Genomic DNA, 22,809 nt, shown 5'->3' on the forward strand with positions numbered 1-22,809 from the left:
GAATTTCGTTTGCTTTTCCGCTTACCAGGAGCGCTCAGGCCTGGCGCCGGTCTTCCAGTAGTGGCGCTGGCGGATGTTCGCAGGGCAATTTCATGCCGATGGCTTCTTCCAGTTGCGGTAGCAGAAAGGCATCGTCCTCGCAGGCGAAACTGATCGACACACCGCTGGCGCCGGCACGGCCGGTACGGCCGATGCGGTGGACATAGTCCTCGGGATCTTCCGGCAGATTGAAGTTCACTACATGGGAGACGCCGTCAATGTGGATGCCCCGTCCGGCCACGTCGGTGGCGATCAGGACACGGAGATCGCCGGCCCGGAAGCGTTCCAGTGTCTTCAAACGCTGATTCTGCGGCACATCACCGGAAATCATCGAGACCTTGAGCCCCTTCTTCATCAGGCGATCATTGAGCCGCCGGGTAATGTCCCGACGGTTGGCGAACACAATGACCTTTTCCATGTTCTCGCTGATGATCAGGTTGTACAGCAGATTGAATTTGTCTTCGGTGGCGGTGATGTAGACCTTTTGCTCCACGGTTTCCGTGGTCACCTGGGTCGGCTCGATCTCCACCGTTACCGGTTCCTCGGTCCAGCGCTGGGCCAGCGCCATGACGTCCTCATTGAAAGTGGCGGAAAACAACAGGGTCTGGCGGTAGCGGTTCGGCGGCGTCATTCGCACGATGCGTTTGACGTCTGGAATGAAACCCATGTCCAGCATCCGGTCTGCTTCATCCAGTACCAGCGATTCCACCCGGTCCAGCCACAGGTCACGGCGCTTGGCGAAATCCAGCAGGCGGCCGGGCGTGGCCACGAGGACGTCAATCAGGCGGGTTTGCAGGCGTTCCTGTTGCCGGTTGAAGTTCATGCCACCGACCACGCTCATTACCTGCAGATCGGTATGGCGGGCCAGTTGCAGCGCGTCTTTCTCGATCTGCATCGCCAGTTCCCGGGTTGGCGCCACGATCAGGGCGCGCGGTTCTCCGGCGTAGCGGGGCACGGTCAGCGGGTGCCGCAACAAGTCGTTGATCACGGTGATCAGAAACGCGGCGGTCTTGCCGGTGCCGGTCTGGGCCCGCCCGATGGCGTCCGCGCCGGCCAGAGTGTGGCGCAGGACTTCCGCCTGGATAGGCGTGCAATACTGGAAGCCCGCTTCGGCGATGCCGCGCATCAAAGGCAGTTCCAGATCGAAGTCATGGAAGCGGACCTCGCCCTCTTTCTCCGGTACCTGGAACTGGTCCAGATTCCAATCGCTTGTTTTGTCTTGTCGCATCACGTTGCTCGGATAGCTATCGCCGTCGGGTGGAAAGCACGGGCCATCGCGGAAGAAGCGGCCGGATCAGGGAAACATCGGCCTGTGCCCATGCAGTCATTCATAGTAGTGAAAGGGCCCCCCGGGGAACAATCGTCAGTGGAATACCAGCAGGCGATTGTTGGCGGGCATGGCGTGGTCAGCCAATAAAACACGTCCGTGGCGTGCAAACAAGGCCGTCACCCACTCCTGGTCACGAATTCCCATGCTCAGGGCCTGGCTCTTGAGGTGCAGATCGAAGCGGCGATTGCTGTCGCTGGTGTAGTGCCCCTGGTAGTTGAACGGACCGTAGATGTAGACGCGCGCTTGCGGTGTCAGGTGCTGGCAAAGGCGCTGCACACATCTTTCCACCAAAGGCCGGGACAGGATGTGGAAGGTGTTGGCGGTATAGATATGACGGAAGCGCTGTTCCGGCCAGCGGCCTTGTACTCGCAAGATCATGGCCGCTTGCAACGAAGGGGAGGGGTGGGCTTCCAGCCAGCGGTTCAGACCGGTCATGTTCTCCGGTTGTTCACTGGGATGCCAGCGGACGTCCGGAAACCGGGGTGCCATCCAGACGGCGTGCTGGCCGGTGCCGGAGCCGATCTCCAGCAGGTCGCCGTGGTCCAGATAACCGGCCAGCACCTCGGCGATGGGGCCTTTGTTATTCTCGGCGGCTTGGGAAAACGGTCTTTGCATAGGGTGTCCGGTCGTGGTGGGATCGTCCCTGTCTTCGGGCTGCCGCCGCCACGACCGGTGTGGCGGGTAGGGCGAAAAGGCCCTAGCGCCGCATCAGTTTCTGGCCGGCCACCATCAGACGCTGGTAGCTGGTCGGCAGCAGCCGCTGCATACCGTCAATAGCCAGGGCGTCGGAGCCGATCAATACCCGGCGTTTGTTTGCCCGCACGCCCTTGAGGATGGTTGTGGCCGCGTCCTCGGGAGTGGTGCGGAACAGTTTCTCGAAATCCCGGCGGGCCTTGTCGGCATCGGTGCCGGTGATCTTTTCCATGCCGCTGCCCATGCGGGCGTTGCGGGCGATATTGGTCTTGATGCCGCCCGGATGCACGGTGGTGCAGGAGACCCCGCCATTCTCGATTTCAAGCTCCTGGCGCAGGGACTCGGTGAAGCCCCGAACCGCGAACTTGGCGGCGTTGTAGGCGGACTGGGTCGGTACACTGATCAAGCCGAAAACGCTGGAAACGTTGACGATATGCCCTTCCCCAGCGGCCTTCATGTGCGGCAGGAAGGCCTTGGTGCCATACACCACGCCCCAGAAATTGATGCCCATGAGCCATTCGAAGTCCTCATAGCTCATTTCATCCACGGACGCGCCCAGAGCGACGCCTGCATTATTGATGACCAGATGAACGGCGTCAAAGTGGGCCATCACGTCGTCGGCAAAGGCATAGACCGCGCCCCGGTCGGCGACGTCGAACACTTTGGAGATGACGCGCTCCGAATCCAGATCAAGCGCTTCGACGGTCTCCCTCAGGCCCGCCTCGTTGACGTCGGAGAGCGCCAGTTTGGCGCCCTGGGCGGCCAGTTGCCCGGCCAATGCGCGGCCGATGCCGGAGCCGGCGCCGGTGATTACCGCGACCTTGTCCTTGAAACTTTTCATGTTGGAAATCCCCATGACTATGTGGAGCGGAGTGTACCGGCATCGACCATGCAGAACGGGCCAATTGCCGGCGAGGGACTGGCTGTGACGCCGCTGGTGGCGGGCCCTGATGTCGATTGGTGGGAGTTGGGCTGGGGCTGATTCCGCGGCCGAATATGACAGGTGGATTCTGGAATTGTTACGCTTTTGTCAAAGTGCCGCCACGGTCGACGTTTTTCGGCGGAATTTCCGCTATTACTGCGGCGCAATGTTAAAAGTGGCGGTCCAGGTGCAAGTAAATGGATATTGGGCGTCGCATTTGGGGCGAAGAACGCTAGAGGATAAATTGTAACCAGTGTTAACCTTCGCGTTTCGTACGAATAAAAGAAGCCGATCCGCATGGCCTTGAGAAGATGGATGCATTGGGGGATGGGCGCCCTGCTGGTGGTAGCGTATCTGATGGGCTTGCCCGGGCATGCGCTGCATTCCGACCCGCCTTTTATAGCCGAACACGTTCCCGCCCACGATGTGATCGATGGGCAGTGGCAGATGCGTTTCGCCTCGGATGCGGAAACCGCGCTGGTCCACGCCGCTTCCATGGTGGAGCTGCCGGATGGCCGCCTGCGAGCTTTCTGGTTCGCCGGTAGCCGGGAGGGCGCCCAGGATGTGGGTATTCACTCCTCGGTGTTCGATCCCGCTGCCGGTGCCTGGAGTGAAGAAACCACCGTGGTTAGCCGGGATCAGATCAGCCGGGGTTGGGGCCGCCATGTCCGCAAGCTGGGTAACGCCGTGCCGGTTCTCGACGATAACGGCCGTATGCGGCTGTTCGTGGTGGCGGTGAGCTTTGGCGGCTGGGCCGCCAGCCGGATGGTGGTGCTGGAATCCTGGGACCAGGGGGCATCCTGGCGATTCGACCGGGCCCTGACCACCTCGCCATTCCTGAACATCAGCACGCTGGTGAAGACGCCGCCCTTGCGGTTCGCCGATGGTTCGGTGGGATTACCGGTCTACCATGAGATGATCGGCAAGTTCGGCGAGATGCTGCGTCTGGACGAAGACAACCGGATTCTGGACAAATCCCGTATCGGCCATGGCCGCAAGGCGATTCAGCCGCTGGTCCTGGTGGACAGCCCGCACCGGGCCACGGCGTTTCTCCGCAATGAGAGCGACGATCACCCGGGCATGCTCTACCGCAGTGATACCTACGACGGCGGTGCCGAATGGACACCGCTGGTCTCCTCCGGACTGCCCAATCCCAGCGCCGCTGTTGGCGGTGTGGCATTGAGCGAGGGGCATTGGTTGTTGGTGGCCAACTGTAATTCGGTGGAACGGGATGATCTGTGCATGCGTGAAACCCGCGACAGCGGCCGTACCTGGACCGACCGCATCTATTTCCACAACCGTACTTCCTGGCGTGGCGGGGACCTGGAAGAAAACCGTTTCCTCAACATGATCGGCGAGGAATTGGAAGGCACTTTCGGCGTTATCCGCAATCAGCCTTACCTGCGGCGGGTGGAACACAACAAGTGCTTCCCGCGCGGTTGTGAATTCCAATACGACTATCCCTACGTCATTCAAGCCAGCAATGGTGATCTCCATGTGCTTTATACCTGGAATAAATCCGCCATCCGCCATGCCTGGTTGCCGGCCAGACAGCCGGGTCAAGGGGGGAGAGGGTGATGCTGGTGTCCGTAGTGGTTTGTGCTTGTATTCTGGTGGCGGTGTCGCTGCGCCTGTCCAGCCACTGGCCGGTGCGCCGCCGCGCTCTGGTGGCGGCCGTGGTGCTGGTGCTGTCGCTGCTGCCGTTTCCCTATGGTCTGGCGCCCTGGGTGCTCAGTTATCTGGGAGACTTCAGTCTGACCTCTGGTATGTTGGCGTTACTGGCTGTTCTGCATCGCCTGCGCGGCCATCAGTTCCTTTCCATGGGGCAGACCCGCATGGCCTGCCTTTTGTTGGTCTTTCTGGCCTTGTGGTTCTATCCGATGAGCCTGGGCTCCAGCTACGAGGATCCTTACGCCTGGGGGTTCGGTGATCTGATCTTCAGCTGCATGCTGCTGCTGGTGGGCGTGGTGGCCTGGCTCAGTCGTGCCTATGCCAGTTGCATCATTCTGGTGGTGGCGCAGCTGGCCTATGCCTGGCGGCTGCTGCCGTCCGATAATCTCTGGGACTATCTGATCGATCCCTGGCTGGTGTTCTGGGCCAGCGGCTGGCTGATCCGTGATCGTCTGCTGGCGCGCCGGGCCCGTCAGCGTCTGGCGGTGAACCCGCCGGAGGCGGCCTCGCCCGAGCCGATCCGCACCGAACCCTGACGCCACAGCCGTGGCCAGTCTATTGGTCCTGGAGGCATGAACTCGCGCTGTATTCGCTGGCAAGCCAGCTTCCCACGGAAGGGAACGACGAAGCCGCCGTGGGAAGCTGGCTTGCCAGCGAATCGGCGCATTGCGTATAAGCGGATCGTTACATGACCGCGGGACAACAATAGCTTACGAGCGGGCCCACAGCCGGCCACTGCAATAAGCCACCCCATAACCCACCAGAAACATCAGGACATTGCCGATCAGGCCGGTGTAGTACAAATCAAAGGGCGCGCGCAGCGCCTCCGGCCACCAGCTTTGCTCCGACAGCAGCGTCCAGCCAGTGAAGATCAGGGTGCAGATCAGACCGCACCAGGCCGAGAAGGTGTTCCCGGTGCGCGTAAAGAATCCCAGCAGGTACAGCCCGAGCATGCCGCCGCCCAGCAGCGAGACCAGGATGGTGGAGGTGTCCTGCAGGGTGCGGGTGCTGGCGCCGTTGAGCCAGAGAGCTCCGACAATCATCAGGATCATGGTCAGTGCCGCGGCTCCGCGTGCCACCGCCAGATAGTGGCGATCCTCCTGATTCGGCCGCCAGTGGCGACGATAGAGGTCGACAACGGAAACCGTGGCCACGGCGTTGATGCTGGAATCCAGCGAACTCATCGCCGCCGCCAGCGCCGCCGCCACCACCAGCCCGGCGACACCCACCGGCAGATATTCGGTAATGAACCAGGGCACGATGGTTTCCGCTCGTGCCGTGCCGTCCAGTACCGCCTGGGACTGCGGGTCGGGGAAGTGTTGGAAAAACACCCAGAGCCCGGTACCCAGAAGCATATAGAAGGCCCACAGCGGCAGCGCCGTGAACAGATAGACCCACAGCGCGCGGCGGGCTTCGCCAAGGGAGCGGGCGGCGCAGTAGCGTTGCACCGTGTTCTGATTGCTGGCGTATTCAGTGAGCCAGTTGGTGAGGCCGATGAACAGCATCATGGTGGCGGTTTTCTCACTCAGGGACAGTGTCCAGCGCGTGGTTCGCGGACCGTCCTCCCCCCATTCCGCCAGAGCGAACTTGCCAGCCCGGCCGGCTTCGCTGAACAATTGCGTCAATCCGCCGGGCAGGGCGTCCACCACGATCCACAGGCAGAGTATGCCGCCCAGGATCAGCACCACGGTTTGCAGTACATCGGTCCAGATTACCGCGTCGATGCCGCCGACCACGGTGTACAGCCCAACAAACAGGCCGCTGAGCACGATGGCGGTGGCTGGCGGGATCGATACCAACTGCTGGATCAGGAGCGCCAACAGCCACAGGATCATCGACACCCGTACCAGCTGGGCGATGATGAACGCCGCCGCACCGTACACCCGCAGGCTCGGTCCGAAGCGCTGTTCCAGATATTCATAGGCGCTGGTCAGATTGCCACGGCGGAAAAACGGCAGGAAGAACCAGGCCGCCATGGCGATGGCGAAAGGCAGCGCCAGATTGGGCAGATAGCGCAGCCAGCCGGTTTTGAAGGCGTCGGCGGGGTAGGCGAGGAAGGTCACCGAACTGATCGAGGTGCCCACCAGCGAGAGACCGATGACCCAGCCGCGAAACCGGCGCCCGCCAACGAAGTACTCTTCGGTGCTGGTATTGCGTCGCGAGCAATACAGCGCGATGACTAGTACCACCAGCAGGTACAGGGCCATCACGGCCCAATCGGCGAAAGCCAGGTTCATGGTCGGGCGGTCCGGTTATTGTTCGATGTACACCTGATCGGCCTGTTCGCCCCGATCGGATTGCCGTGTGGTGAAGCGCACCCGGGTTCCGGTACGCAGGCTGCGGCGTCCGCCGTTCTGTACCGCCTTGAAGTGGACGAAAATTTCTTCCTCGCCGTCGGTGAGGATGAAGCCGAAGCCTTTGTTGGGATTGAACCACTTCACTTCACCGTGGCGCATGGTGCCGCCGCCGACTCGCAGTTTCCGCCAGGGCATCAGCGGCAGCAGATACATCAGCACCGGAATCCACAGCCAGGCGGCGACACCGAAGGCCATCTGACCATGGGCCAGCACCAGCCCCGCCAGGTGGAAAAATACCGCCAGATGCAGTGGCAGGCGGCCGGGCCCGCCAAGAGGACACACCAGGTTCACCGCGGCGGCCAGCAGCAGCCCCAGGCCAGCCTGCCGGGATAATACCGGTGACACCAAAAGATCGGTGTCATGCACCGAGAGAATCAGGGATTGCGGCGCGAAAATAAGCCAGACGCCGCACAGGGCCAGTAAAAGGGCTGCCAGCATATAAAAGGCGGCCAAAGGTTTGGAAACTTTCATGGAATGGAGGTTACCTTATGCTCATTGGGCTCGGGACCCTCCCCGAAAAGCGGGGAGGAACGTCACGCCGGCACTACCGGCGGGCGGCCAGGGCCGATGGTTGTTTCCGCGCTTCCTCTTGTGGGGGAGCGTCGCCTCCGTGGGCAAAGAGGGGATAAAGGGTGAACCCCGGAGCAGATCGGCCTGCGTTATCATTATGATTGCCGCCGGGCCATTGTAACCAAGGCGGCGGATAATCTCACACCCGCCAGGGCCGAATTGAGCAGTAGAGGCGTTACTTTGCGGTATCCGTTTTTATCCGACAGTTTCTTTCAGGCATTGGCGCGCAGTGGCGCCACCGGTGAAGACGCCGGCTGGCTGCCTCGCCATGTGCAACTCGATGACGGTTTTATGCCGCTGTTCGAGCGCGGCGATTCCCGTGGTGAATATGTATTCGATTACGCCTGGGCGGACGCCTATGAGCGTTACGGTTACCGCTATTACCCGAAGCTGGTCAGTGCCATTCCCTATACCCCGGTGGTGGGGCCCCGTTGGCGAGGCGACATTGATGCCGCCCGATTATGGCCGGTGGTGCGCGAGCGGGTGGAGGAAACCGGCGCTTCCGGCTGGCATGTCCTGTTTCCGGACCAGGCCGGCCGCGCGGCGTTGGCGGAGCTGCCACTGATCGAACGGCAGGCCTGCCATTTCCGCTGGTTCAACCATGGTTATGCCGACTTTGGCGATTTCCTGGCGCGCTTCCAGTCACGCAAACGCAAGAACCTGAGACGCGAACGAGAGAAAGTCACGGCGCAGGAGATTCAGGTGGAACGCCGGCTGGGATCGACACTGAGCGCGGCGGAGTGGGCGCACTTTTACCAGTGTTACGCCAGCACCTATCTGAAACGGGGGCAGTGGCCTTATCTCACCGAGTCCTTCTTCACCGACCTGGCCGCGGCCCAGGGAGATCAGATCATGGTGGCGCTGGCCCGCCATCAGGGCGACACCGTGGCCGCCGCCTTGTACCTGTTCGATGATCAGGCCCTGTATGGGCGTTATTGGGGCTGCCTGCGTGAATTCGATGCTCTGCACTTCGAACTTTGCTACTACCAGGGCATTGAATTCGCCATCGAGCAGGGGCTGGCGGAGTTTGATCCCGGTGTGCAGGGCGAGCACAAACTGCTGCGCGGATTTGAGCCGGTCATAACTTATTCCCTGCACTGGCTGGCGCAACCGGAGTTTCAGCGGGCGGTGGCGGACTTTTGCCGGCGTGAAGCCGAGCATGTGCGCGGTTACCGTGATGAGGCGCTGACATTGCTGCCGTTCAGGTCGGACCTTTCATGAATTCAGAGGTCACTACGACGCCGCTGTGGGAAGCTTGCTCGCAAGCGAATGTGTCAATGCCAGAGACCGGTAATTCGCCAGCAAGCTGGTCTCCCACAGCGGCGTCGTGGACCGGTCCGTGGGAAGCTGCCATGGCGGTGAATACGGGCTGTCAGCTTTCCAAATCCCCTTGCTGCTGCATCAGCAAGGCCATGGTGATGCGATCACGGGGATCCGCCTCCGGGTGCTCCGGGTGTTTGGGGCCCAGCTCGTCGCTGACGTCCTCCAGGCTGCTGTTATCCGGCTCGTCCAGATCCACCAGGAATTCCAGGGCGCGACCCTGAGGGTCCACCAGGGTGCCAGTGTAGGTACGCTGATCGAGCGGGCCGAGGCTGGCGAATAAAGTGCGGCCCAGGTCCAGCCCCTGGTCCGTGAACCATTGATTCAAGGCCGGGTCCAGCAGGTCCTGGCGGACTTCACGAGTGGTTTGATTAACCGCGTCACGGGTGATGCGGTGGCTTATTTTTTCCAAGTGCATTGTTTTTCCCTTGGCATCCGCATTGGCGGAAAGTCAGCGGGTCCGACGAAACAAAGGTGGCATCGGGCTGTCGAGGAGGGCGCAGAGGGCCCGTAACAGTTCGGTTTCCGCCACCTGAATCCGGCCGTCGGCGAGTATCAGGTCGGCGGCGGTGTCGATCACCGCTGATTTGAGCGGTGGTGTCAGCCGATTCAGCCGTGCGACGGCATTATTCATTCTCTCCGGTGTGCAGCGGTCGGGGGGCAGTAACTGACGGCCCGCCGGCAACAGTCCCCGGGTGGATTGTTGAAACAGCGTCACGGCGGTATGGCGGGCGCTGTCGGCGGCCCAGGCCAGGGCGGAAAAGATTACCTGAAGATCCGTCGCCACCGCCCCGAAGCGATGCAGGGCCGGTTCTGGCAAGCGTTTGGCGGGCAGTAAACGGGTTCGGGCCAGCGCGCACAGTGCCCAACAGAGCAGATCCCGGTTACCCCTGTGGCGGGCGATGCCCAGTAGTTGATCAACGATGGCCTGCCGCCGTGCCAACGGCTGGCGCGCCAGCGTCGGCAGTGCCAGATCCAGCAACGGCAGCCGCAGGCGGGTACCAAGCTGCCGCACCTGCTGGATCCACTCGCCGCGTTTGCCGCCGGCCAGCGCCGGCGGTACCGGGCGGGAACCCAGCGCCAGGGCGTACAAAATGGTTTCGGCGCCTTCGTTGCCGGCCAGGACTTGCCGCAGAGAAGCCGGGATGCTGGCCACCAGAGAACGGGCGTAACCCAGGTTGGCGTCGTCAAGAAAGCCAATATGCCGGGACGCGCGGGGATCGCGGCGGGCCCGCGCCCGGGCCCGCGCGTTCCAATCCGGGCCAAGCGCCCGCAGGCGTTGTTCCAGTGGCGGGTGTGAGGAGAGCAGGGCGCGCAGATGAACGGACACGGTTTCGGCGAACCCCATGTGACTGATGTCCTCGGCGTACATGGAATGCAGCAGCGAGCCGCCACCGTTGCGTATTTTGATCAGCGCGCCGGCCAGACCTTCGCTTTGCCGGGTGAACTGGACCGCGCAGGCGTCCGCCAGATGTTCGCGCTGCCGGGAGATGGCGGCCTTGATCAGACGGCCGAAGAACAGCCCGGCATAACCCACCGTCATCATCAGGATGCCGCCGGTAAAAAACAGCGGTTGATAACGATGTCGCCGGGATATTGGCTGTAACAGGAATTCTCCCGCTTTCCCCACCGCCAGAATGCCGGAGAGCGCGGTCATCAATTGCAGGTTGAGGCGCATGTCGCCATTGAGGATGTGGCTGAATTCGTGGGCCACCACGCCTTGCAGTTCCTCGCGGTTCAATTGCTCCAGGGCGCCGCGGGTGACCACCAGCACGGCCCGGTCCGGACGGGAGCCGGCGACAAAGGCATTGATGCCAGCTTCGTGGTCCAGCACGAACAGGCGCGGCACCGGCAGACCGCTGGCGATGGCCATCTCCTCGGTCACATTGCGCAGCCGGCGCAGTGGTTGCTCGCCGGCGTCGGCACCGACTTCCCGTGCCGACAATAAAGCGGTGAGTGCGGTGGCGCCGCCGCGCAATTGCCAGGCCTTGCGCAACGAGCCGCAAGCCATGATCGACAGTGTCGACAGACTGACCCACCAGAACAGACCGCTGCCGAGCCAGGGGGCGGGAGCCAGGCCGGGCAGCAGCAAGCGTGCGAGTACCACGGTCACCAGGTTAACCGCCGCGGTCACGCCGGCGAGGGCCAGGAGAAAGTACAGTGCCAGCAGCAGAGTGCGGCGCCGGGCCTGGGTCTGATGCTGGAAGAAGTCCATCGCCGCCGTGGCCTCAGAACCTTACCGCGACGGCTTGCCGCGCCGCCGCGGTTTCCAGTGACAGGAGATCGGCGGCGCGGAACGGTCCGAACAGGCCGCCGATCATATTGTTGGGGAACTGTTCTCGGTAGGTGTTGTAGCCCATCACGGCGTCGTTGAAGGCCTGACGGGCGAAACCAATGCGATTTTCGGTGCTGGTGAGAGCCTCCATCAGATCGGACACGGTGGTGTCCGCCTGCAGTTCCGGGTGGCTCTCGGCCACGGCGCGGAACTGGGCGAGACTGCCGGAAAGCAGGTTCTCGGCTTGGGACAGGCGTGTCATGGCGCCGCTCTCGCCGGGGTGGAGGGCCGCGTCATTGCGGGCTTTGGCGGCATCCCGGCGGGCCTCGGTGACCCGGGTCAGAGTGTCTTGTTCATGGCGCAGGTAAGCGCGGGTGGCGCTCACCAGATTGGGAATCAGGTCGTGGCGGCGTTGCAGCTGCACATCGATCTGGGCGAACGCATTACGGTACTGATTACGCAGGCGGATCAACCGGTTATAGACGGCGATCAGATACAACAGCAGCGCGGCGATAACGCCGGCGAATAGCCACTCCCCCATACTATCCCCCCAGAATGATAGTAACGTGGTTCCCCGGATTGTCGTTCCTCGCGGGCGGCGGCTGTCGGGAACGCACGGGGCCGGCCACGGGACCTCATATTATTGGGGAATGCCGACCTCGCATCCCGCGGACCTGCATTCCCATCGGTTAAGTTACTGTAATGCCGCGCTACAACCAAGTAGGCCGACGGGCCGGCGTGATCGAATTAACACTTGGTACATGGCCGAAGCCATTGCTGTGGGAAGCGGCCTTGGCCGCGAATGCCCCGGGCCGTTGGTCATTCGCTTGCAAGCAAGCTTCCTACAGCGGCTCGTGGTCCGGTCTGTGGGAAGCGTCTTTCAGACGATGAAGGGATAAAGCGGAATGTAGTGGTCCACCAGCAGCGCGGTGAACAACACGAACAGGTAGGTGATGGAGTAACCAAAGGTCTTCATCGGCAGTTTGGGGTCTTCCGAGAAGCGCAGGCGCACCGCGTGCGCCAGGAAGATGGCGCCGAGGATGACCGCTGCGAGCAGATAGATCAGCCCGCTCATGCCGGTGAGGTACGGCAACAGCGAGCACACGAACAGCAGGATGGTGTAATAGAGCACCGATTCACGGGTGAAGGGGATGCCGTGGGTCACTGGCAGCATCGGGATATCGGCCTTGGCGTATTCATCGGCCCGATGGATCGCCAGCGCCCAGAAGTGCGGCGGTGTCCACACGAAGATGATCAATACCAGCAGCCAGGCATGGGGGTGCAGTTCGTTGGTCACCGCCACCCAGCCCAGCAGCGGCGGGATGGCGCCGGCGACGCCGCCGATAACGATGTTCTGTGGTGTGGCGCGCTTCAGATACAGGGTATAGACAAAAGCGTAGCCGACAAAACCGAACAGGGTCAGCCAGGCGGTCATCGGATTGACCAGGAAGTACAGCATGGCCATGGACAGCATCGCCAGCGCCACGGCGAACGCCACCGCCGCTCGTGGTGACAGCTTGCCCGCCACCAGTGGCCGCTGCTCGGTGCGTTTCATGATCGCATCGATCTTCTGGTCCATGATCTGATTGATGGCGGCGGAGGCCATCATCGCCAGAGACAGCCCGACGAACGCCGGGATCAAGATGTGCGGCGGAACCATGCCCGGCGGATCCGTGGCCAGAAACATGCCGGCCACCGCGGTCACCATCAACAGCATGACCACGCCGGGCTTGGTCAGGGCCAGATAGTCTCGCCAGGTGGTGGTGCTCATGAACGCTATTCCCCGTTGAGGCCCGGTCGGGCACTGGTGCATTTGACGTTGATGGCGCGTATGAACAGGACCAGGGTGATCAGCAGGACCACCGCGCCGAAGTTATGCGCCACGGCTATCTTCAGTGGCACGGAAAATACCACATTACCGATGCCAAGACCCACTTGCACCAGCAGTAACAGCAGGATCACACCGGCGAAGTTGCGGAAAAAAGTGCTGTGGGCACGGCGCAGGATGCGCACCACCAGGGTCAACACCAGCAGTGAGGCCAACAAGGCGCCGAAGCGGTGCATCACATGGATGGTGGTGCGGGCGTCGTTTTCCAGCACGCCGAATTCATAGTCGGGCAGATCGTGTTCGTGCCCCCAGAAAATGAAGGCATCGGCGAAATTGAGATGCTCGGTCCAGCCGGATTCACACACCGGCAGTTCGGTACAGACCACTGCCGCGTAATTGGCGGTGGTCCAGCCGCCCAGGGCAATCTGCAGAATCACCGCCGCCAGGGTCAGGCCCGCCAGCGGTTTGAGGGTGCGGACATCGCAGTCGTTGAGAAATTCCGGCCAGCGGTAGAGACGGGCGGCCAACAGCGACAGCAAGGTCAGGGTAGTGAAACCGCCGAGCAGATGCAGCATGACGATGGTGGGCTGCAGCCCCATGGTCACCGTCCACATGCCAAGCAGCCCCTGGAAGATCACCAGGGCCACCAGAAACAGCGGTAGCTTCAGCGGTTGTTTGGCGCGCTTGCGATTGATCCAGCTGAGCGCGGCGATGATCAGGATGATCAGGCCCAGCACGGAAGCAAAGTAGCGGTGGACCATCTCGGGGATGGTTTTGTGCGCCTCGCGCAACGCGCCGGGATCGGTGGAATTGATATCGGCCACGTGCGCCACGGCCTTGCGTACATCCAGATGGCCGTAACAGCCGGGCCAGTCAGGACAGCCCAGACCGGCGTCGCTGAGGCGGGTCCAGGCGCCCAGTGCAATTACGCCGGCGGCGAGGAAAATGGCTACAACCGTCACGCGACGCAGCCAGATTTGGGAAGACGTCAGGGTTTGCATGATTTCGGGACCTGCTGGTGTTCATCCGATCTACGCGCGGGTTGGCCGCGCGGGATAAAAGCACGGGCTATCCAAACAGTGGCGCCGGGTAGGCGCTAACCGATCAGGGAGCCCTTGAGTGTCCGTTTCAAATCCAGGCGGATGTTCTCCGCCTCTTCCAGAGTGGCGTCCATGTCCTCGTGGGTGGGGTAACGCATGAAAATCTGGCCGTCGGGACTGACCAGATAAATATCCCCCTCCGGTGAAGACTGACTCTCGCCGTAAGCGGCTTCGAGCGTGGCTTTCAGAGTCTTCAGGTCACCCCGGACCTCCTCCATGCCGGCGACATTGTCGTCCAGGAAAGCGCGGAAGTCCGCATCCGGCTGCCGGGTGAGTACCGCCACCCGGTGTACGCGCTGCGCATCCTCGGTGAGTGCCAGGCGAACCTGGCGCATCTGATAGTAGAGGCCGTTCTTGCAGCGGCTGTCACAGCCGTCGCCGGCGATGTACATCATGGTCCAATGACCGCTCATGTCATCGGCCCGGTAGGGATCGTCGGTGCTTTCCATCAGGCCCAGATCCGACACCGGAATATGGGGGATCAGCAGTTGGCCTTTGTTCTGGCGCGGCAGTTCCCAGGGGTCCACCAGGTAACGACCGGCCAGGAAAAACAGCACGAAGGGGCTGAGGATGGCCAGCAGAGTGAGTCTGTTTTTGCTGCGAGGGGACATCGGTTTATACGTCCAGTTGATCCTGTCGGCGCGCCTGCCGCCGACTTGCTACCAGAAAGACCACCAGGGCCGCCACGGCCAGTCCCAGCCACTGCAGCGCGTAAGCCTCGTGGCGTTGCGGGCTGAGGGTGGTTTCCGCGTCTTGCCAGGGTTTTGGCAATGGCGGCTGATCGCCCAGGCCTTGATCCGCGGCAAGGCGGATTTCAAAGGGCGCCAATTCTACCCCAAGTCGGGCGCCGATGGCTGCAAAATCCACCTTTTGTACCCGTAAAGGCCATTGATGGTCCGGCAAGGGGGTGTCCTTGAGCACCAGAGTGCGGCTGGAAGGCTCGTAGAGGGTGCCTTTCACGGTGAGTGGACCGGTCACCGGCGCTACCGTGGGCAGCACCGCGCGGTCGTCGCCACGGGGCAGCCAGCCACGATTGATCAGCACCCAGTGGCCATCGTCAGTGCGTAGTGGAGAAAGCAGGTAATAGCCGGCGATACCCTGATTCATGCGGTTGTCCAGCAGCACCGGACGGGCGTTGTCGAGTTCGCCGCTGACGGTGATGGGCAGATGCTGGCGGTCCCGACGCCTCAATGCTCCGGACAATGACAGCGGCGCCCCGGCGGCTTTGTCGGCCTGGTCCGCAAGCCACGCTCTCTTCTCATCCGCGCGCTGCCATTGCCACCAGGACAAGCTCAGGCACACGGCGACCACCACCAGCGTGAGGACGGTGGCGACAGGGGAAAACAGACCGGGTTTTCCAGCCATGGCGGATCTCCGGGTAACGGCGGTCGGCAGCGCGTGCACTTCACCGCCGGAGGGCTACAATGGGCGCACATTGTACATGAACAGCGAGTGTGGAAGGTGCCTGTATGTGGTGGGTGAAACTGATCGTCATCGTGCTGTTGGCCGCGGCCGTGGTCTCCCTGGGTCGAGCGCTGATGTCCCTGGTCCGTAATGAAGGCAAGGACGGCAAAACCATGCGCGCGCTGGCCTGGCGGGTGGGTTTCTCGGCGGCGGTGTTCCTGTTTATTCTGCTGAGCATGATGATGGGCTGGATCCAGCCCCATGACGTCAACCCCACCACCTTGTACGGCGAGCCGGTGCAGCAGCAGGAGCGATAGACACGCTGTCAGAATGGATGGTCGAAATCCAGGTCGTACAGATCCGTCCAGTGATACCGGGGAGCCAGTGTCCCCGAACGCAAGCAAGCGGCGAGGATCTCGAATGCCTGCTGTTCACTATGCAGGGCGCTTTCGGGGAACAGCAGAGCTTCTCCACCGACGGCGTGACTGAGCGTCACCGACCGTCCCGAGGGCGGTGCAAGAAGAGGGACCAGGTAGTCCGGATGCTGGAGGATAAAGATACCGCCGGTCAGCTTGAAGAACAGCAGGCGCTCCGAATCCGAGAGCAGGACGGCCGAGTCTCCGCTGCCGGAGCGCCAGTACGCCGGGGGCTGAGACAGGAACGTGCGCAGGGTCTCCAGATCGGGTAAAGAAACGTCGTTGCCGTTGTGGTCTATGAGTCGGTATGTCATGAGGGAGCGGATGCGGCCTCGGTTGTTGGGTAGCGTCACCAGGCAGCCATGATGGCGCTGGATCGTCCGGAAGGCAAAGAGGCTGCTGGCCTGGCGGGTGTACCTAACGTTGTAAGCAGGAGCGAGCCATGCGCCTGGATCGTTTGCTAAGCCGCTCTCCACTTTACAGTCGCCGGCAAAGCCGGCTGCTGATCAGTGCCGGACGCTTGCGGGTGGACGGTGAGGTGGTGCGGGATACCCGTTGCGAAGTGAGCGCCTTCCAGCGCGTGGAGTTGGACGGCGAGTTGCTGCAAGCGGGGCGCGGTGCCCGTTACTGGATGCTGCACAAGCCGGTCGGCGTGGTCAGCGCCACCCGGCACGATAGCCACCGTACCGTGCTTGATTTGCTCGACGAGGCGGACAAACACGAACTGCATCTGGCCGGGCGGCTGGATCTGAACACCAGTGGCCTTCTGTTGCTCAGTAACGACGGGCAGTGGTCGCGGCGCATTACCCTGCCGGAGCAGCGCAAGCCCAAGGTTTACCGGGTCGATACCGAGCAGCCCATCAGCGAGGACTATGTCGAAGTGTTCGCCCGTGGCCTCTATTTCGCCTATGAAGACCTCACCACCTTGCCGGCCCGGCTCGAACTGATCGGCAGTCACCGTGCCCGGCTGACCCTGTTCGAGGGGCGTTACCATCAGGTCAAACGCATGTTCGGCCACTTCCGCAACCGCGTTGTCGCTCTGCATCGGGAGCAAATGGGGGAGATTCGCCTCGATCCGGACCTGGCGCCGGGCCAATATCGGGCGCTGACGGCGGCGGAGATCGCCAGCGTCTAGCAGGAAACGGTATTACCCCATCAACGTCGCTGTGGGAGCTTCGAACAAAAAAGGTTCCTCGCGGTTTAGCGGGAAGGGTCGCTCCGGTGGGGGCTCCCGTATTGCCCGGTTACCTCGAAGATCTCCATTCAGAGGTGGCTACAGCGCCGCTGTGGGAAGCGGCCCGGGCGGCGCTCCGCTTGGCCGCGAAGGCCCTGGACCGTTGGCGATTCGCTTGCCAGCAAGCTTCCCACAGTGGCTTCGTAGCGGATCCGTGGGAGCCCAGCTTGCTGGCGAATTCCGACACCTTTGGTGTTGGGATATTCGCTTGCCAGCAAGCTTCCCACGGCGGCTTCGTGGCGGATCCGTGGGAGGCCAGCTTGCTAGCGAATTCCGGCCCTCTGGTGTTGGGATACTCGCTTGCCAGCAAGCTTCCCACAGCGGCTTGGTGGCAGATCTGTGGGAGACCAGCTTGCTGGCGAATTCCGGCTCTCTGGTGTTGGGATATTCGCTTGCCGGCAAGCTTCCCACAGCGGCTTCGTGGCGGATCCGTGGGAGCCCCGCTTGCTGGCGAATTCCGGCCCTCTGGTGTTGGGATATTCGCTTGCCAGCAAGCTTCCCACGGCGGCTTCGTGGCATGATCCGTGGGAGACCCGCTTGCTGGCGAATGCGGCCCTCTGCTCTGGTGTTGGGATATTCGCTTGCCAGCAAGCTTCCCACGGCGGCTTCGTGGCAGATCCGTGGGAGACCCGCTTGCTGGCGAATTCCGGCCCTTTGGTGTTGGGATATTCGCTTGCCAGCAAGCTTCCCACAGCGGCTTCGTGGCGGATCCGTGGGAGGCCAGCTTGCTGGCGAATGCGGCCTCTGGTGTGGGGTATTCGCTTGCGGACACGCTCCCAGAGCGGCTTGGTAGCCCCTTCCGTTACAGACCCGTGCCCATGATTGAAGCGCCGTGGCCCTCAAGCCGCGATGAACCACAAAAAAGCCCCGGCATTGCCGGGGCTTCTGGTGTTCGGGAAGGTGATGGCGTTTACAGCCAGTACACCACCACGAACAGGAACAGCCACACCACATCCACGAAGTGCCAGTACCAGGCCCCCGCTTCCCAGGCAAAGTTGTTCTCGGCGTCGAAATGCCCCTTGATCACCCGGATCAGCGTCACCGCCAGGAAGATGGTGCCGATGGTCACGTGCGCGCCGTGGAAACCGGTGAGCAGGAAGAACAGGCTGCCGTAGATGCCGGCGTCCAGGGTCAGGCCCATTTCGGTATAGGCGTGGATATATTCTTCCACCTGCAGACCAAGGAAGATCGCGCCCAGCAGCACGGTGATGGCCTGGAAGCCGATCAACTTGCCGCGTTTACCCGCCAGCAAGGCGTGGTGGGCGATGGTCAGGGTGATGGAACTGGTCAACAGGATGGCGGTGTTGATCGCCGGCAGGCCCCAGGCGCCCATGGCTTGGGTGGTGGTGCCGCCCGGTGTTTTCACCAGAGGCCACATGGCCTGGAAGTCCGGCCATAGCAGCTCGTGGGTCATGGCGTTACTGCCGGCGCCGCCCAGCCACGGCACGATCAGCCAGCGGGTGTAGAACAGGGCGCCGAAGAAAGCGCCAAAGAACATGACCTCGGAAAAGATGAACCAGAGCATGCCCTGGCGATAGGAAATGCCCAGTTGATGGCTGTGCAGCCCGCCACGGGATTCCTTGATGGTGTCACGCCACCACAGCGCGATGGTCAGCCACAACCAGGCCAGGCCGAAGAAAAACAGCGGCCGGCCCCAGGAGCCTGAGAACGTATCCGGGTCGGTGGCCTGTTGAATGAAATGGGCGCCGCCGAAGGCGGTCATGAACAGCCCCACCGAGGCCACCAGGGGCCAGGGGCTGCTCTCGGGTACGTAGTACTTATCGGTTGCCATTGAATTGGTCTCCTCTGCCACCGGGTTTAGCGCACCACGGTGTCGCTTTTGTTATCAGTCCCGGTTACGCGTTCGGTCACATCGAACATGGTGTAGGACAGGGTCAGGGTGGTGATGTGCTTGGGCAACTCCGGATCCAGGTAAAAAATCATCGGCATTTCCTTCATTTCCCCCGCTGTCAGCGTCTGCTGATCAAAGCAGAAGCACTGGGTTTTGTGCAGGTAGCGTGCCGCCTGCCCGGGGGTAATGGAAGGAATGCTCTGGGTGATGATGTCGTGGTCCTTGGGGTTGCTCGCGTAGAAGTTCACCAGCGTGATCTCGCCCGGATGCACCCGCACCCGGTGAGTTTTGGCGTAGAAACTGCCGTTCACGCCGGCCCCGTTTTGGGTAATGAACTCCACTGTCACGACCCGGTCCTCCACCACGGTTTCCGGCGATTGGGTCGCCGCGGTGTTGGATGTCTTGCCGTTCAGGCCGGTGATGTCACAGATGACGTTGTAGAAAGGCACCATGGCGAAGGCGAAGCCGAACATCGCCACCGCCCAGATAAGGAGCTTCTTCAAAGTGCGGGCGTTGCGGGCCTGCAGATCGTCGTTGCTCATGGTGCCTCCCTCTTTCCGTCGGACCCGTTACTTCACCACCGGCGGTGTGTCGAAGGTGTGGAAGGGGGCCGGAGACGGCACTTCCCATTCCAGACCCTCGGCGCCGTCCCAGGGCTTGGCTTCCGCCTTTTCGCCTTTCTTCAGCGCGCACTGCAGACACACGGCCAGGAAGAACAGCTGGGAAAGACCGAACCAGAACCCGCCGATGGAGATCCAGAAGTTGTAATCGGCGAATTGCAGAGCGTAGTCGGCATAGCGGCGCGGCATGCCGGCCAGGCCCACGAAGTGCATGGGGAAGAACAGCAGGTTCACGGAAATCAGAGAGTTCCAGAAGTGCAGTTCACCCAGCAGTTTGCTCGGCATCACGCCGGACCACTTCGGCAGCCAGTAGTAGGCGGCGGCGAACATGGTGAACACAGCGCCGGACACCAGTACGTAGTGGAAGTGAGCCACCACGAAGTAGGTGTCGTGGTACTGGAAGTCCACCGGCGTGATCGCCAGCATCAGACCGGACAGGCCGCCGCAGGTGAACAAGATGACGAAGGTGATGGCCCACTTCATCGGCAGCTCGAAGGTCATGGAACCGCGCCACATGGTGGCCACCCAGTTGAACACCTTCACCCCGGTGGGGACCGAGATCAGCATGGTCATGTACATGAAGAACAGGGTGCCGGCCAGCGGCATGCCCACGGTGAACATATGGTGGGCCCAGACCACGAAGCTCAACAGCGCGATGGAAGCGGTGGCGTACACCATGGAGGCATACCCGAACAGCTGCTTGCGCGCGAAAGTGGGAATGATCGCCGACACGATACCGAACGCCGGCAGGATCATGATGTACACCTCCGGGTGCCCGAAGAACCAGAACACGTGCTGGAACAGAACCGGGTCGCCGCCGCCGGCGGCATCAAAGAAGCTGGTGCCGAAGTGACGGTCGGTGAGCATCATGGTGACGGCGCCGGCCAGTACCGGCATCACCGCGATCAGCAGGAAGGCGGTGATCAGCCAGGTCCATACGAACAGCGGCATTTTCATCAGGGTCATGCCCGGTGCCCGCAGGTTGAACACCGTCACGATCACGTTGATGGCGCCCATGATGGAAGAGATCCCCATCATATGCACCGACAGAATGAACAGATCGGTGGAGGCCGGGCCGTATTTGGTGGACAGCGGTGCGTAGAAAGTCCAGCCGAAGTTCGGCGCGCTCGGGTTGCCATGGCCGAAGGCGCTCAACAGCACCGAGCTCAGCAGAATGGCGAACGCGAACGGCAGAATCCAGAACGACCAGTTATTCATACGCGGCAACGCCATGTCCGGCGCGCCGATCATCAGCGGAATCATCCAGTTGGCCAGACCCACGAAGCCGGGCATGACCGCCCCGAAGACCATGGTCAGACCATGGACCGTGGTCATCTGGTTAAAGAATTCCGGATCAACGAATTGCATCCCGGGCTCGATCAATTCCGCCCGAATGATCATCGCCATGAAACCGCCGGCCAGGAACATGGCAAAGCTGAACCACAGGTACAGCGTACCGATGTCTTTGTGGTTGGTGCTGAACAGCCAGCGCTTCAGGCCGGTCGGGGCGTGGTGATGATCGTGATCATCGTGTGCTGCGGCAACAGTGCTCATCGCGGTCCCCTCCCTTACTCTTCTTCGTGTACGTCTTCGGGTTGGATCAGATCGCCGGAGTCGTTGCCCCAGGCGTTCCGCTCATAGGTAATCACCGCCGCGATATCCTTGGGCGTTAATTGACCTTTGAAAGCCGGCATGGCGTTGCGGCCTTCAAGCACCACATGAATGTGCTCTTCGCGGTGCTCCGGTTTGATGGCGAAATCGTCGCCGGCGAACGGCAGGCCGATGCCGCCTTCTCCGTTCTGCCCGTGACAGAGAGCGCATTGGGATGCGTACACTTTTTCGCCCGCCGCCATTGCTGCCTCAAGATTTTCGAAGGGGGTCAGATCAGGTGCCGCGGCGGCCTCTTCTTTCCTCTGCGCCAGCCACTCCTGGAACTCACTTTGGGAGACCACCTTGACCTCGATGGGCATGAACGCGTGGTTCTTGCCGCACAGCTCGGCGCACTGGCCGTAGTAGGTGCCTTCCTGGCCTTCGGGAACCAGCGCCCAGGTTTCGTTGACAAAGCCCGGGATGGCGTCCTTCTTGCCGCCGAAGTCAGGAATCCAGAACGAGTGGATCACATCATCGGAAGTAACCAGGAAACGAACCTTCTGGCCGGAAGGAATAACCAGCGGGTTATCCACTTCGAGCATGTAGTTGTGGTCCTTGTCCTGGGAAGGCGCTCCGACGCGGTCCTTGGCGGTACCGTAGGGGAACAGGCCACCGGAGAGCACCGGGTTCTGGTACTGTTCGGGCGGCGTGGCCAGGGAGGAGATGAACGAGACGCCGACGTCGTTGTCGTCCTGGTAGGTGAGGTACTCGTAGCCCCATCTCCAGCGATAACCGGTCACCTTGACGGTCAGTTCGGAATCGGCGGTATCGTCCAGTTCAATCAGTACCCGGGTGGCGGGCACGGCCATGGCGATCAAGATGATAAAGGGAATGATCGTCCACAGAACTTCCAGGAAGATATTTTCATGGAAGGTGGCTGGGGTTGGGTGTTTGGATCGGCGGTGACGGATCACCGAGATCAGGATCAGCCCGAAAACCAGCAGGCCGATGATGGATACGATCCACAACACGGTGTTGTGCAAGCCGTGTACTTCCTGGGCGACCGCGGTCACGCCGGGCCGTAGGTTGTGGTCGGAACGTTCAGCCCAGTCGCTGGCCGTGGCCAACCCGCTGATCATCAGCGAGGTCAAACCGACCGCCATGCGGTGGAACAGAGTTGACTGCATGCGTTTGCTCCCTGTTTTCCCCGGCTAGGTACCCCCAGTAAGGAGTCCAAGCCCATTCTTCGCCTTCTTAGCCGTCACCGGCACCTGGAACCGGGCCCAGGTTTTTCTTGAGGATGCTGTGGAGCCGTTGCCGGATTCCAGGCCCAAAACGGGGCGGGACAGACCAAAAAAGCGGCTGTCCAAACGTCTCGAGAAGGGGGAAATTCCAACCAAATCAACAAGTTAACTGAATGAAGATGGTTTGGTTCGAACTTCCAGGGTGCGGCAAAATGCCCCACGGCATACGGCCGGTAACTCTAGACATTCAAGGGGGCAAAGTCCAGCCGGAATGCCGCATGTCACGTGGCTTGGGGAGGGTGTACCCGGGTCGATTTGTGCTAGACTGCGCGCCCCGTTTCGAC

General features: G+C 61.7%; 22 protein-coding genes. 5 read left to right on the forward strand and 17 right to left on the reverse strand.

The features are described from left to right. Positions 1-34: 34 nt before the first annotated feature. The 3 genes from rhlB to E0L37_RS02905 form a co-directional block, all read right to left on the reverse strand. Positions 35-1,267 carry an ATP-dependent RNA helicase RhlB gene (gene rhlB / locus E0L37_RS02895; RefSeq protein WP_133490312.1) on the reverse strand — a complete coding sequence of 411 codons (1,233 nt, stop codon included), beginning with the start codon at positions 1,265-1,267 and terminating at the stop codon, positions 35-37. 135 nt (positions 1,268-1,402) lie between these two features. After that, positions 1,403-1,984, reverse strand: a complete 582-nt coding sequence (locus E0L37_RS02900) for a DUF938 domain-containing protein (RefSeq protein ID WP_133490313.1) — start codon at positions 1,982-1,984, stop codon at positions 1,403-1,405. Between the two features lie 82 nt (positions 1,985-2,066). Beyond that, complete coding sequence (locus tag E0L37_RS02905) at positions 2,067-2,903, reverse strand: SDR family oxidoreductase (RefSeq protein WP_166642984.1); 837 nt, start codon at positions 2,901-2,903, stop codon at positions 2,067-2,069. Between the two features lie 378 nt (positions 2,904-3,281). Here E0L37_RS02905 and E0L37_RS02910 point away from each other — a divergent pair, with 378 nt between their 5' ends. Together E0L37_RS02910 and E0L37_RS02915 are read left to right on the forward strand one after the other, a co-directional pair. After that, complete coding sequence (locus E0L37_RS02910; RefSeq protein WP_236564179.1) at positions 3,282-4,562, forward strand: exo-alpha-sialidase; 1,281 nt, start codon at positions 3,282-3,284, stop codon at positions 4,560-4,562. Then, positions 4,562-5,191 carry a hypothetical protein gene (locus tag E0L37_RS02915; protein ID WP_133490315.1) on the forward strand — a complete coding sequence of 210 codons (630 nt, stop codon included), beginning with the start codon at positions 4,562-4,564 and terminating at the stop codon, positions 5,189-5,191. Before E0L37_RS02910 ends, E0L37_RS02915 begins: the two co-directional genes overlap by 1 nt. 174 nt (positions 5,192-5,365) lie before the next feature. Here E0L37_RS02915 and E0L37_RS02920 read toward each other — a convergent pair whose 3' ends face one another. Beyond that, the gene (locus E0L37_RS02920; RefSeq protein WP_133490316.1) at positions 5,366-6,892 is read right to left on the reverse strand and encodes a sodium:solute symporter; all 1,527 of its coding nucleotides are present in this window, start codon (positions 6,890-6,892) and stop codon (positions 5,366-5,368) included. 15 nt (positions 6,893-6,907) lie between these two features. Then, entirely contained in the window at positions 6,908-7,483 is a 576-nt protein-coding gene (locus E0L37_RS21885; RefSeq protein WP_305015729.1) for a cold-shock protein, read from the reverse strand. Between the two features lie 279 nt (positions 7,484-7,762). Between E0L37_RS21885 and E0L37_RS02930 the strand changes: the two genes are divergently transcribed. Continuing rightward, complete coding sequence (locus E0L37_RS02930) at positions 7,763-8,803, forward strand: GNAT family N-acetyltransferase (RefSeq protein WP_133490317.1); 1,041 nt, start codon at positions 7,763-7,765, stop codon at positions 8,801-8,803. Positions 8,804-8,954: 151 nt separating this feature from the next. On the opposite strand, the gene E0L37_RS02935 is transcribed toward E0L37_RS02930, so the two are convergent. The 7 genes from E0L37_RS02935 to E0L37_RS02965 form a co-directional block, all read right to left on the reverse strand. After that, a complete protein-coding gene (locus E0L37_RS02935; RefSeq protein WP_133490318.1) occupies positions 8,955-9,320 on the reverse strand; it encodes a hypothetical protein in 366 nt (121 codons plus the stop codon). 33 nt (positions 9,321-9,353) lie between these two features. After that, complete coding sequence (locus E0L37_RS02940; protein ID WP_133490319.1) at positions 9,354-11,117, reverse strand: M48 family metalloprotease; 1,764 nt, start codon at positions 11,115-11,117, stop codon at positions 9,354-9,356. A 13-nt stretch (positions 11,118-11,130) separates the two neighbouring features. Further along, entirely contained in the window at positions 11,131-11,718 is a 588-nt protein-coding gene (locus E0L37_RS02945) for a LemA family protein (protein ID WP_133490320.1), read from the reverse strand. A gap of 339 nt (positions 11,719-12,057) precedes the next feature. Next, positions 12,058-12,948 (reverse strand): heme o synthase, encoded by an 891-nt coding sequence (cyoE, locus tag E0L37_RS02950; protein ID WP_133490321.1) that lies wholly within the window; start codon positions 12,946-12,948, stop codon positions 12,058-12,060. Positions 12,949-12,953: 5 nt separating this feature from the next. Beyond that, positions 12,954-14,006 (reverse strand): heme A synthase, encoded by a 1,053-nt coding sequence (locus E0L37_RS02955; protein WP_133490322.1) that lies wholly within the window; start codon positions 14,004-14,006, stop codon positions 12,954-12,956. 95 nt (positions 14,007-14,101) lie between these two features. Further along, positions 14,102-14,716 (reverse strand): hypothetical protein, encoded by a 615-nt coding sequence (locus E0L37_RS02960; protein WP_133490323.1) that lies wholly within the window; start codon positions 14,714-14,716, stop codon positions 14,102-14,104. Positions 14,717-14,720: 4 nt separating this feature from the next. Further along, positions 14,721-15,470 carry an SURF1 family protein gene (locus tag E0L37_RS02965; RefSeq protein ID WP_133490324.1) on the reverse strand — a complete coding sequence of 250 codons (750 nt, stop codon included), beginning with the start codon at positions 15,468-15,470 and terminating at the stop codon, positions 14,721-14,723. A 104-nt stretch (positions 15,471-15,574) separates the two neighbouring features. Here E0L37_RS02965 and E0L37_RS02970 point away from each other — a divergent pair, with 104 nt between their 5' ends. After that, the gene (locus E0L37_RS02970; protein ID WP_133490325.1) at positions 15,575-15,826 is read left to right on the forward strand and encodes a twin transmembrane helix small protein; all 252 of its coding nucleotides are present in this window, start codon (positions 15,575-15,577) and stop codon (positions 15,824-15,826) included. 8 nt (positions 15,827-15,834) lie between these two features. On the opposite strand, the gene E0L37_RS02975 is transcribed toward E0L37_RS02970, so the two are convergent. Continuing rightward, complete coding sequence (locus tag E0L37_RS02975; RefSeq protein WP_133490326.1) at positions 15,835-16,239, reverse strand: hypothetical protein; 405 nt, start codon at positions 16,237-16,239, stop codon at positions 15,835-15,837. A 128-nt stretch (positions 16,240-16,367) separates the two neighbouring features. On the opposite strand from E0L37_RS02975, the gene E0L37_RS02980 reads away from it, so the two are divergent. Continuing rightward, positions 16,368-17,060 carry a pseudouridine synthase gene (locus E0L37_RS02980; protein ID WP_133490327.1) on the forward strand — a complete coding sequence of 231 codons (693 nt, stop codon included), beginning with the start codon at positions 16,368-16,370 and terminating at the stop codon, positions 17,058-17,060. A 1,009-nt stretch (positions 17,061-18,069) separates the two neighbouring features. On the opposite strand, the gene E0L37_RS02985 is transcribed toward E0L37_RS02980, so the two are convergent. From E0L37_RS02985 to coxB, 4 genes are read right to left on the reverse strand one after another with little or no spacing between them, the layout of a single operon-like run. Next, on the reverse strand, positions 18,070-18,951 hold the full coding sequence (locus E0L37_RS02985; protein ID WP_133490328.1) for a cytochrome c oxidase subunit 3: 882 nt from the start codon (positions 18,949-18,951) through the stop codon (positions 18,070-18,072). A gap of 26 nt (positions 18,952-18,977) precedes the next feature. Beyond that, positions 18,978-19,553, reverse strand: a complete 576-nt coding sequence (locus E0L37_RS02990) for a cytochrome c oxidase assembly protein (RefSeq protein WP_014993500.1) — start codon at positions 19,551-19,553, stop codon at positions 18,978-18,980. A 27-nt stretch (positions 19,554-19,580) separates the two neighbouring features. Continuing rightward, positions 19,581-21,185: a cytochrome c oxidase subunit I gene (ctaD, locus tag E0L37_RS02995; protein ID WP_133490329.1), complete on the reverse strand. Its 1,605-nt coding sequence runs from the start codon at positions 21,183-21,185 to the stop codon at positions 19,581-19,583. 14 nt (positions 21,186-21,199) lie between these two features. Beyond that, positions 21,200-22,408 carry a cytochrome c oxidase subunit II gene (gene coxB / locus E0L37_RS03000; RefSeq protein WP_133490330.1) on the reverse strand — a complete coding sequence of 403 codons (1,209 nt, stop codon included), beginning with the start codon at positions 22,406-22,408 and terminating at the stop codon, positions 21,200-21,202. Positions 22,409-22,809: the final 401 nt, after the last annotated feature.

The sequence above is a fragment of the Alcanivorax sp. 24 genome (genome assembly GCF_004360225.1).
Lineage (GTDB): Bacteria > Pseudomonadota > Gammaproteobacteria > Pseudomonadales > Alcanivoracaceae > Alloalcanivorax > Alloalcanivorax xiamenensis.

Excerpts from the sequence above, each read along its gene's own strand:
- rhlB (WP_133490312.1), bottom strand. The coding sequence starts at position 1,267 with ATGCGACAAGACAAAACAAGCGATTGGAATCTGGACCAGTTCCAGGTA.
- E0L37_RS02900 (WP_133490313.1), bottom strand. The coding sequence starts at position 1,984 with ATGCAAAGACCGTTTTCCCAAGCCGCCGAGAATAACAAAGGCCCCATC.
- E0L37_RS02905 (WP_166642984.1), bottom strand. The coding sequence starts at position 2,903 with ATGAAAAGTTTCAAGGACAAGGTCGCGGTAATCACCGGCGCCGGCTCC.
- E0L37_RS02910 (WP_236564179.1), top strand. The coding sequence starts at position 3,282 with ATGGCCTTGAGAAGATGGATGCATTGGGGGATGGGCGCCCTGCTGGTG.
- E0L37_RS02915 (WP_133490315.1), top strand. The coding sequence starts at position 4,562 with ATGCTGGTGTCCGTAGTGGTTTGTGCTTGTATTCTGGTGGCGGTGTCG.
- E0L37_RS02920 (WP_133490316.1), bottom strand. The coding sequence starts at position 6,892 with ATGAACCTGGCTTTCGCCGATTGGGCCGTGATGGCCCTGTACCTGCTG.
- E0L37_RS21885 (WP_305015729.1), bottom strand. The coding sequence starts at position 7,483 with ATGAAAGTTTCCAAACCTTTGGCCGCCTTTTATATGCTGGCAGCCCTT.
- E0L37_RS02935 (WP_133490318.1), bottom strand. The coding sequence starts at position 9,320 with ATGCACTTGGAAAAAATAAGCCACCGCATCACCCGTGACGCGGTTAAT.
- E0L37_RS02940 (WP_133490319.1), bottom strand. The coding sequence starts at position 11,117 with ATGGACTTCTTCCAGCATCAGACCCAGGCCCGGCGCCGCACTCTGCTG.
- E0L37_RS02945 (WP_133490320.1), bottom strand. The coding sequence starts at position 11,718 with ATGGGGGAGTGGCTATTCGCCGGCGTTATCGCCGCGCTGCTGTTGTAT.
- cyoE (WP_133490321.1), bottom strand. The coding sequence starts at position 12,948 with ATGAGCACCACCACCTGGCGAGACTATCTGGCCCTGACCAAGCCCGGC.
- E0L37_RS02955 (WP_133490322.1), bottom strand. The coding sequence starts at position 14,006 with ATGCAAACCCTGACGTCTTCCCAAATCTGGCTGCGTCGCGTGACGGTT.
- E0L37_RS02960 (WP_133490323.1), bottom strand. The coding sequence starts at position 14,716 with ATGTCCCCTCGCAGCAAAAACAGACTCACTCTGCTGGCCATCCTCAGC.
- E0L37_RS02965 (WP_133490324.1), bottom strand. The coding sequence starts at position 15,470 with ATGGCTGGAAAACCCGGTCTGTTTTCCCCTGTCGCCACCGTCCTCACG.
- E0L37_RS02970 (WP_133490325.1), top strand. The coding sequence starts at position 15,575 with ATGTGGTGGGTGAAACTGATCGTCATCGTGCTGTTGGCCGCGGCCGTG.
- E0L37_RS02975 (WP_133490326.1), bottom strand. The coding sequence starts at position 16,239 with ATGACATACCGACTCATAGACCACAACGGCAACGACGTTTCTTTACCC.
- E0L37_RS02980 (WP_133490327.1), top strand. The coding sequence starts at position 16,368 with ATGCGCCTGGATCGTTTGCTAAGCCGCTCTCCACTTTACAGTCGCCGG.
- E0L37_RS02985 (WP_133490328.1), bottom strand. The coding sequence starts at position 18,951 with ATGGCAACCGATAAGTACTACGTACCCGAGAGCAGCCCCTGGCCCCTG.
- E0L37_RS02990 (WP_014993500.1), bottom strand. The coding sequence starts at position 19,553 with ATGAGCAACGACGATCTGCAGGCCCGCAACGCCCGCACTTTGAAGAAG.
- ctaD (WP_133490329.1), bottom strand. The coding sequence starts at position 21,185 with ATGAGCACTGTTGCCGCAGCACACGATGATCACGATCATCACCACGCC.
- coxB (WP_133490330.1), bottom strand. The coding sequence starts at position 22,408 with ATGCAGTCAACTCTGTTCCACCGCATGGCGGTCGGTTTGACCTCGCTG.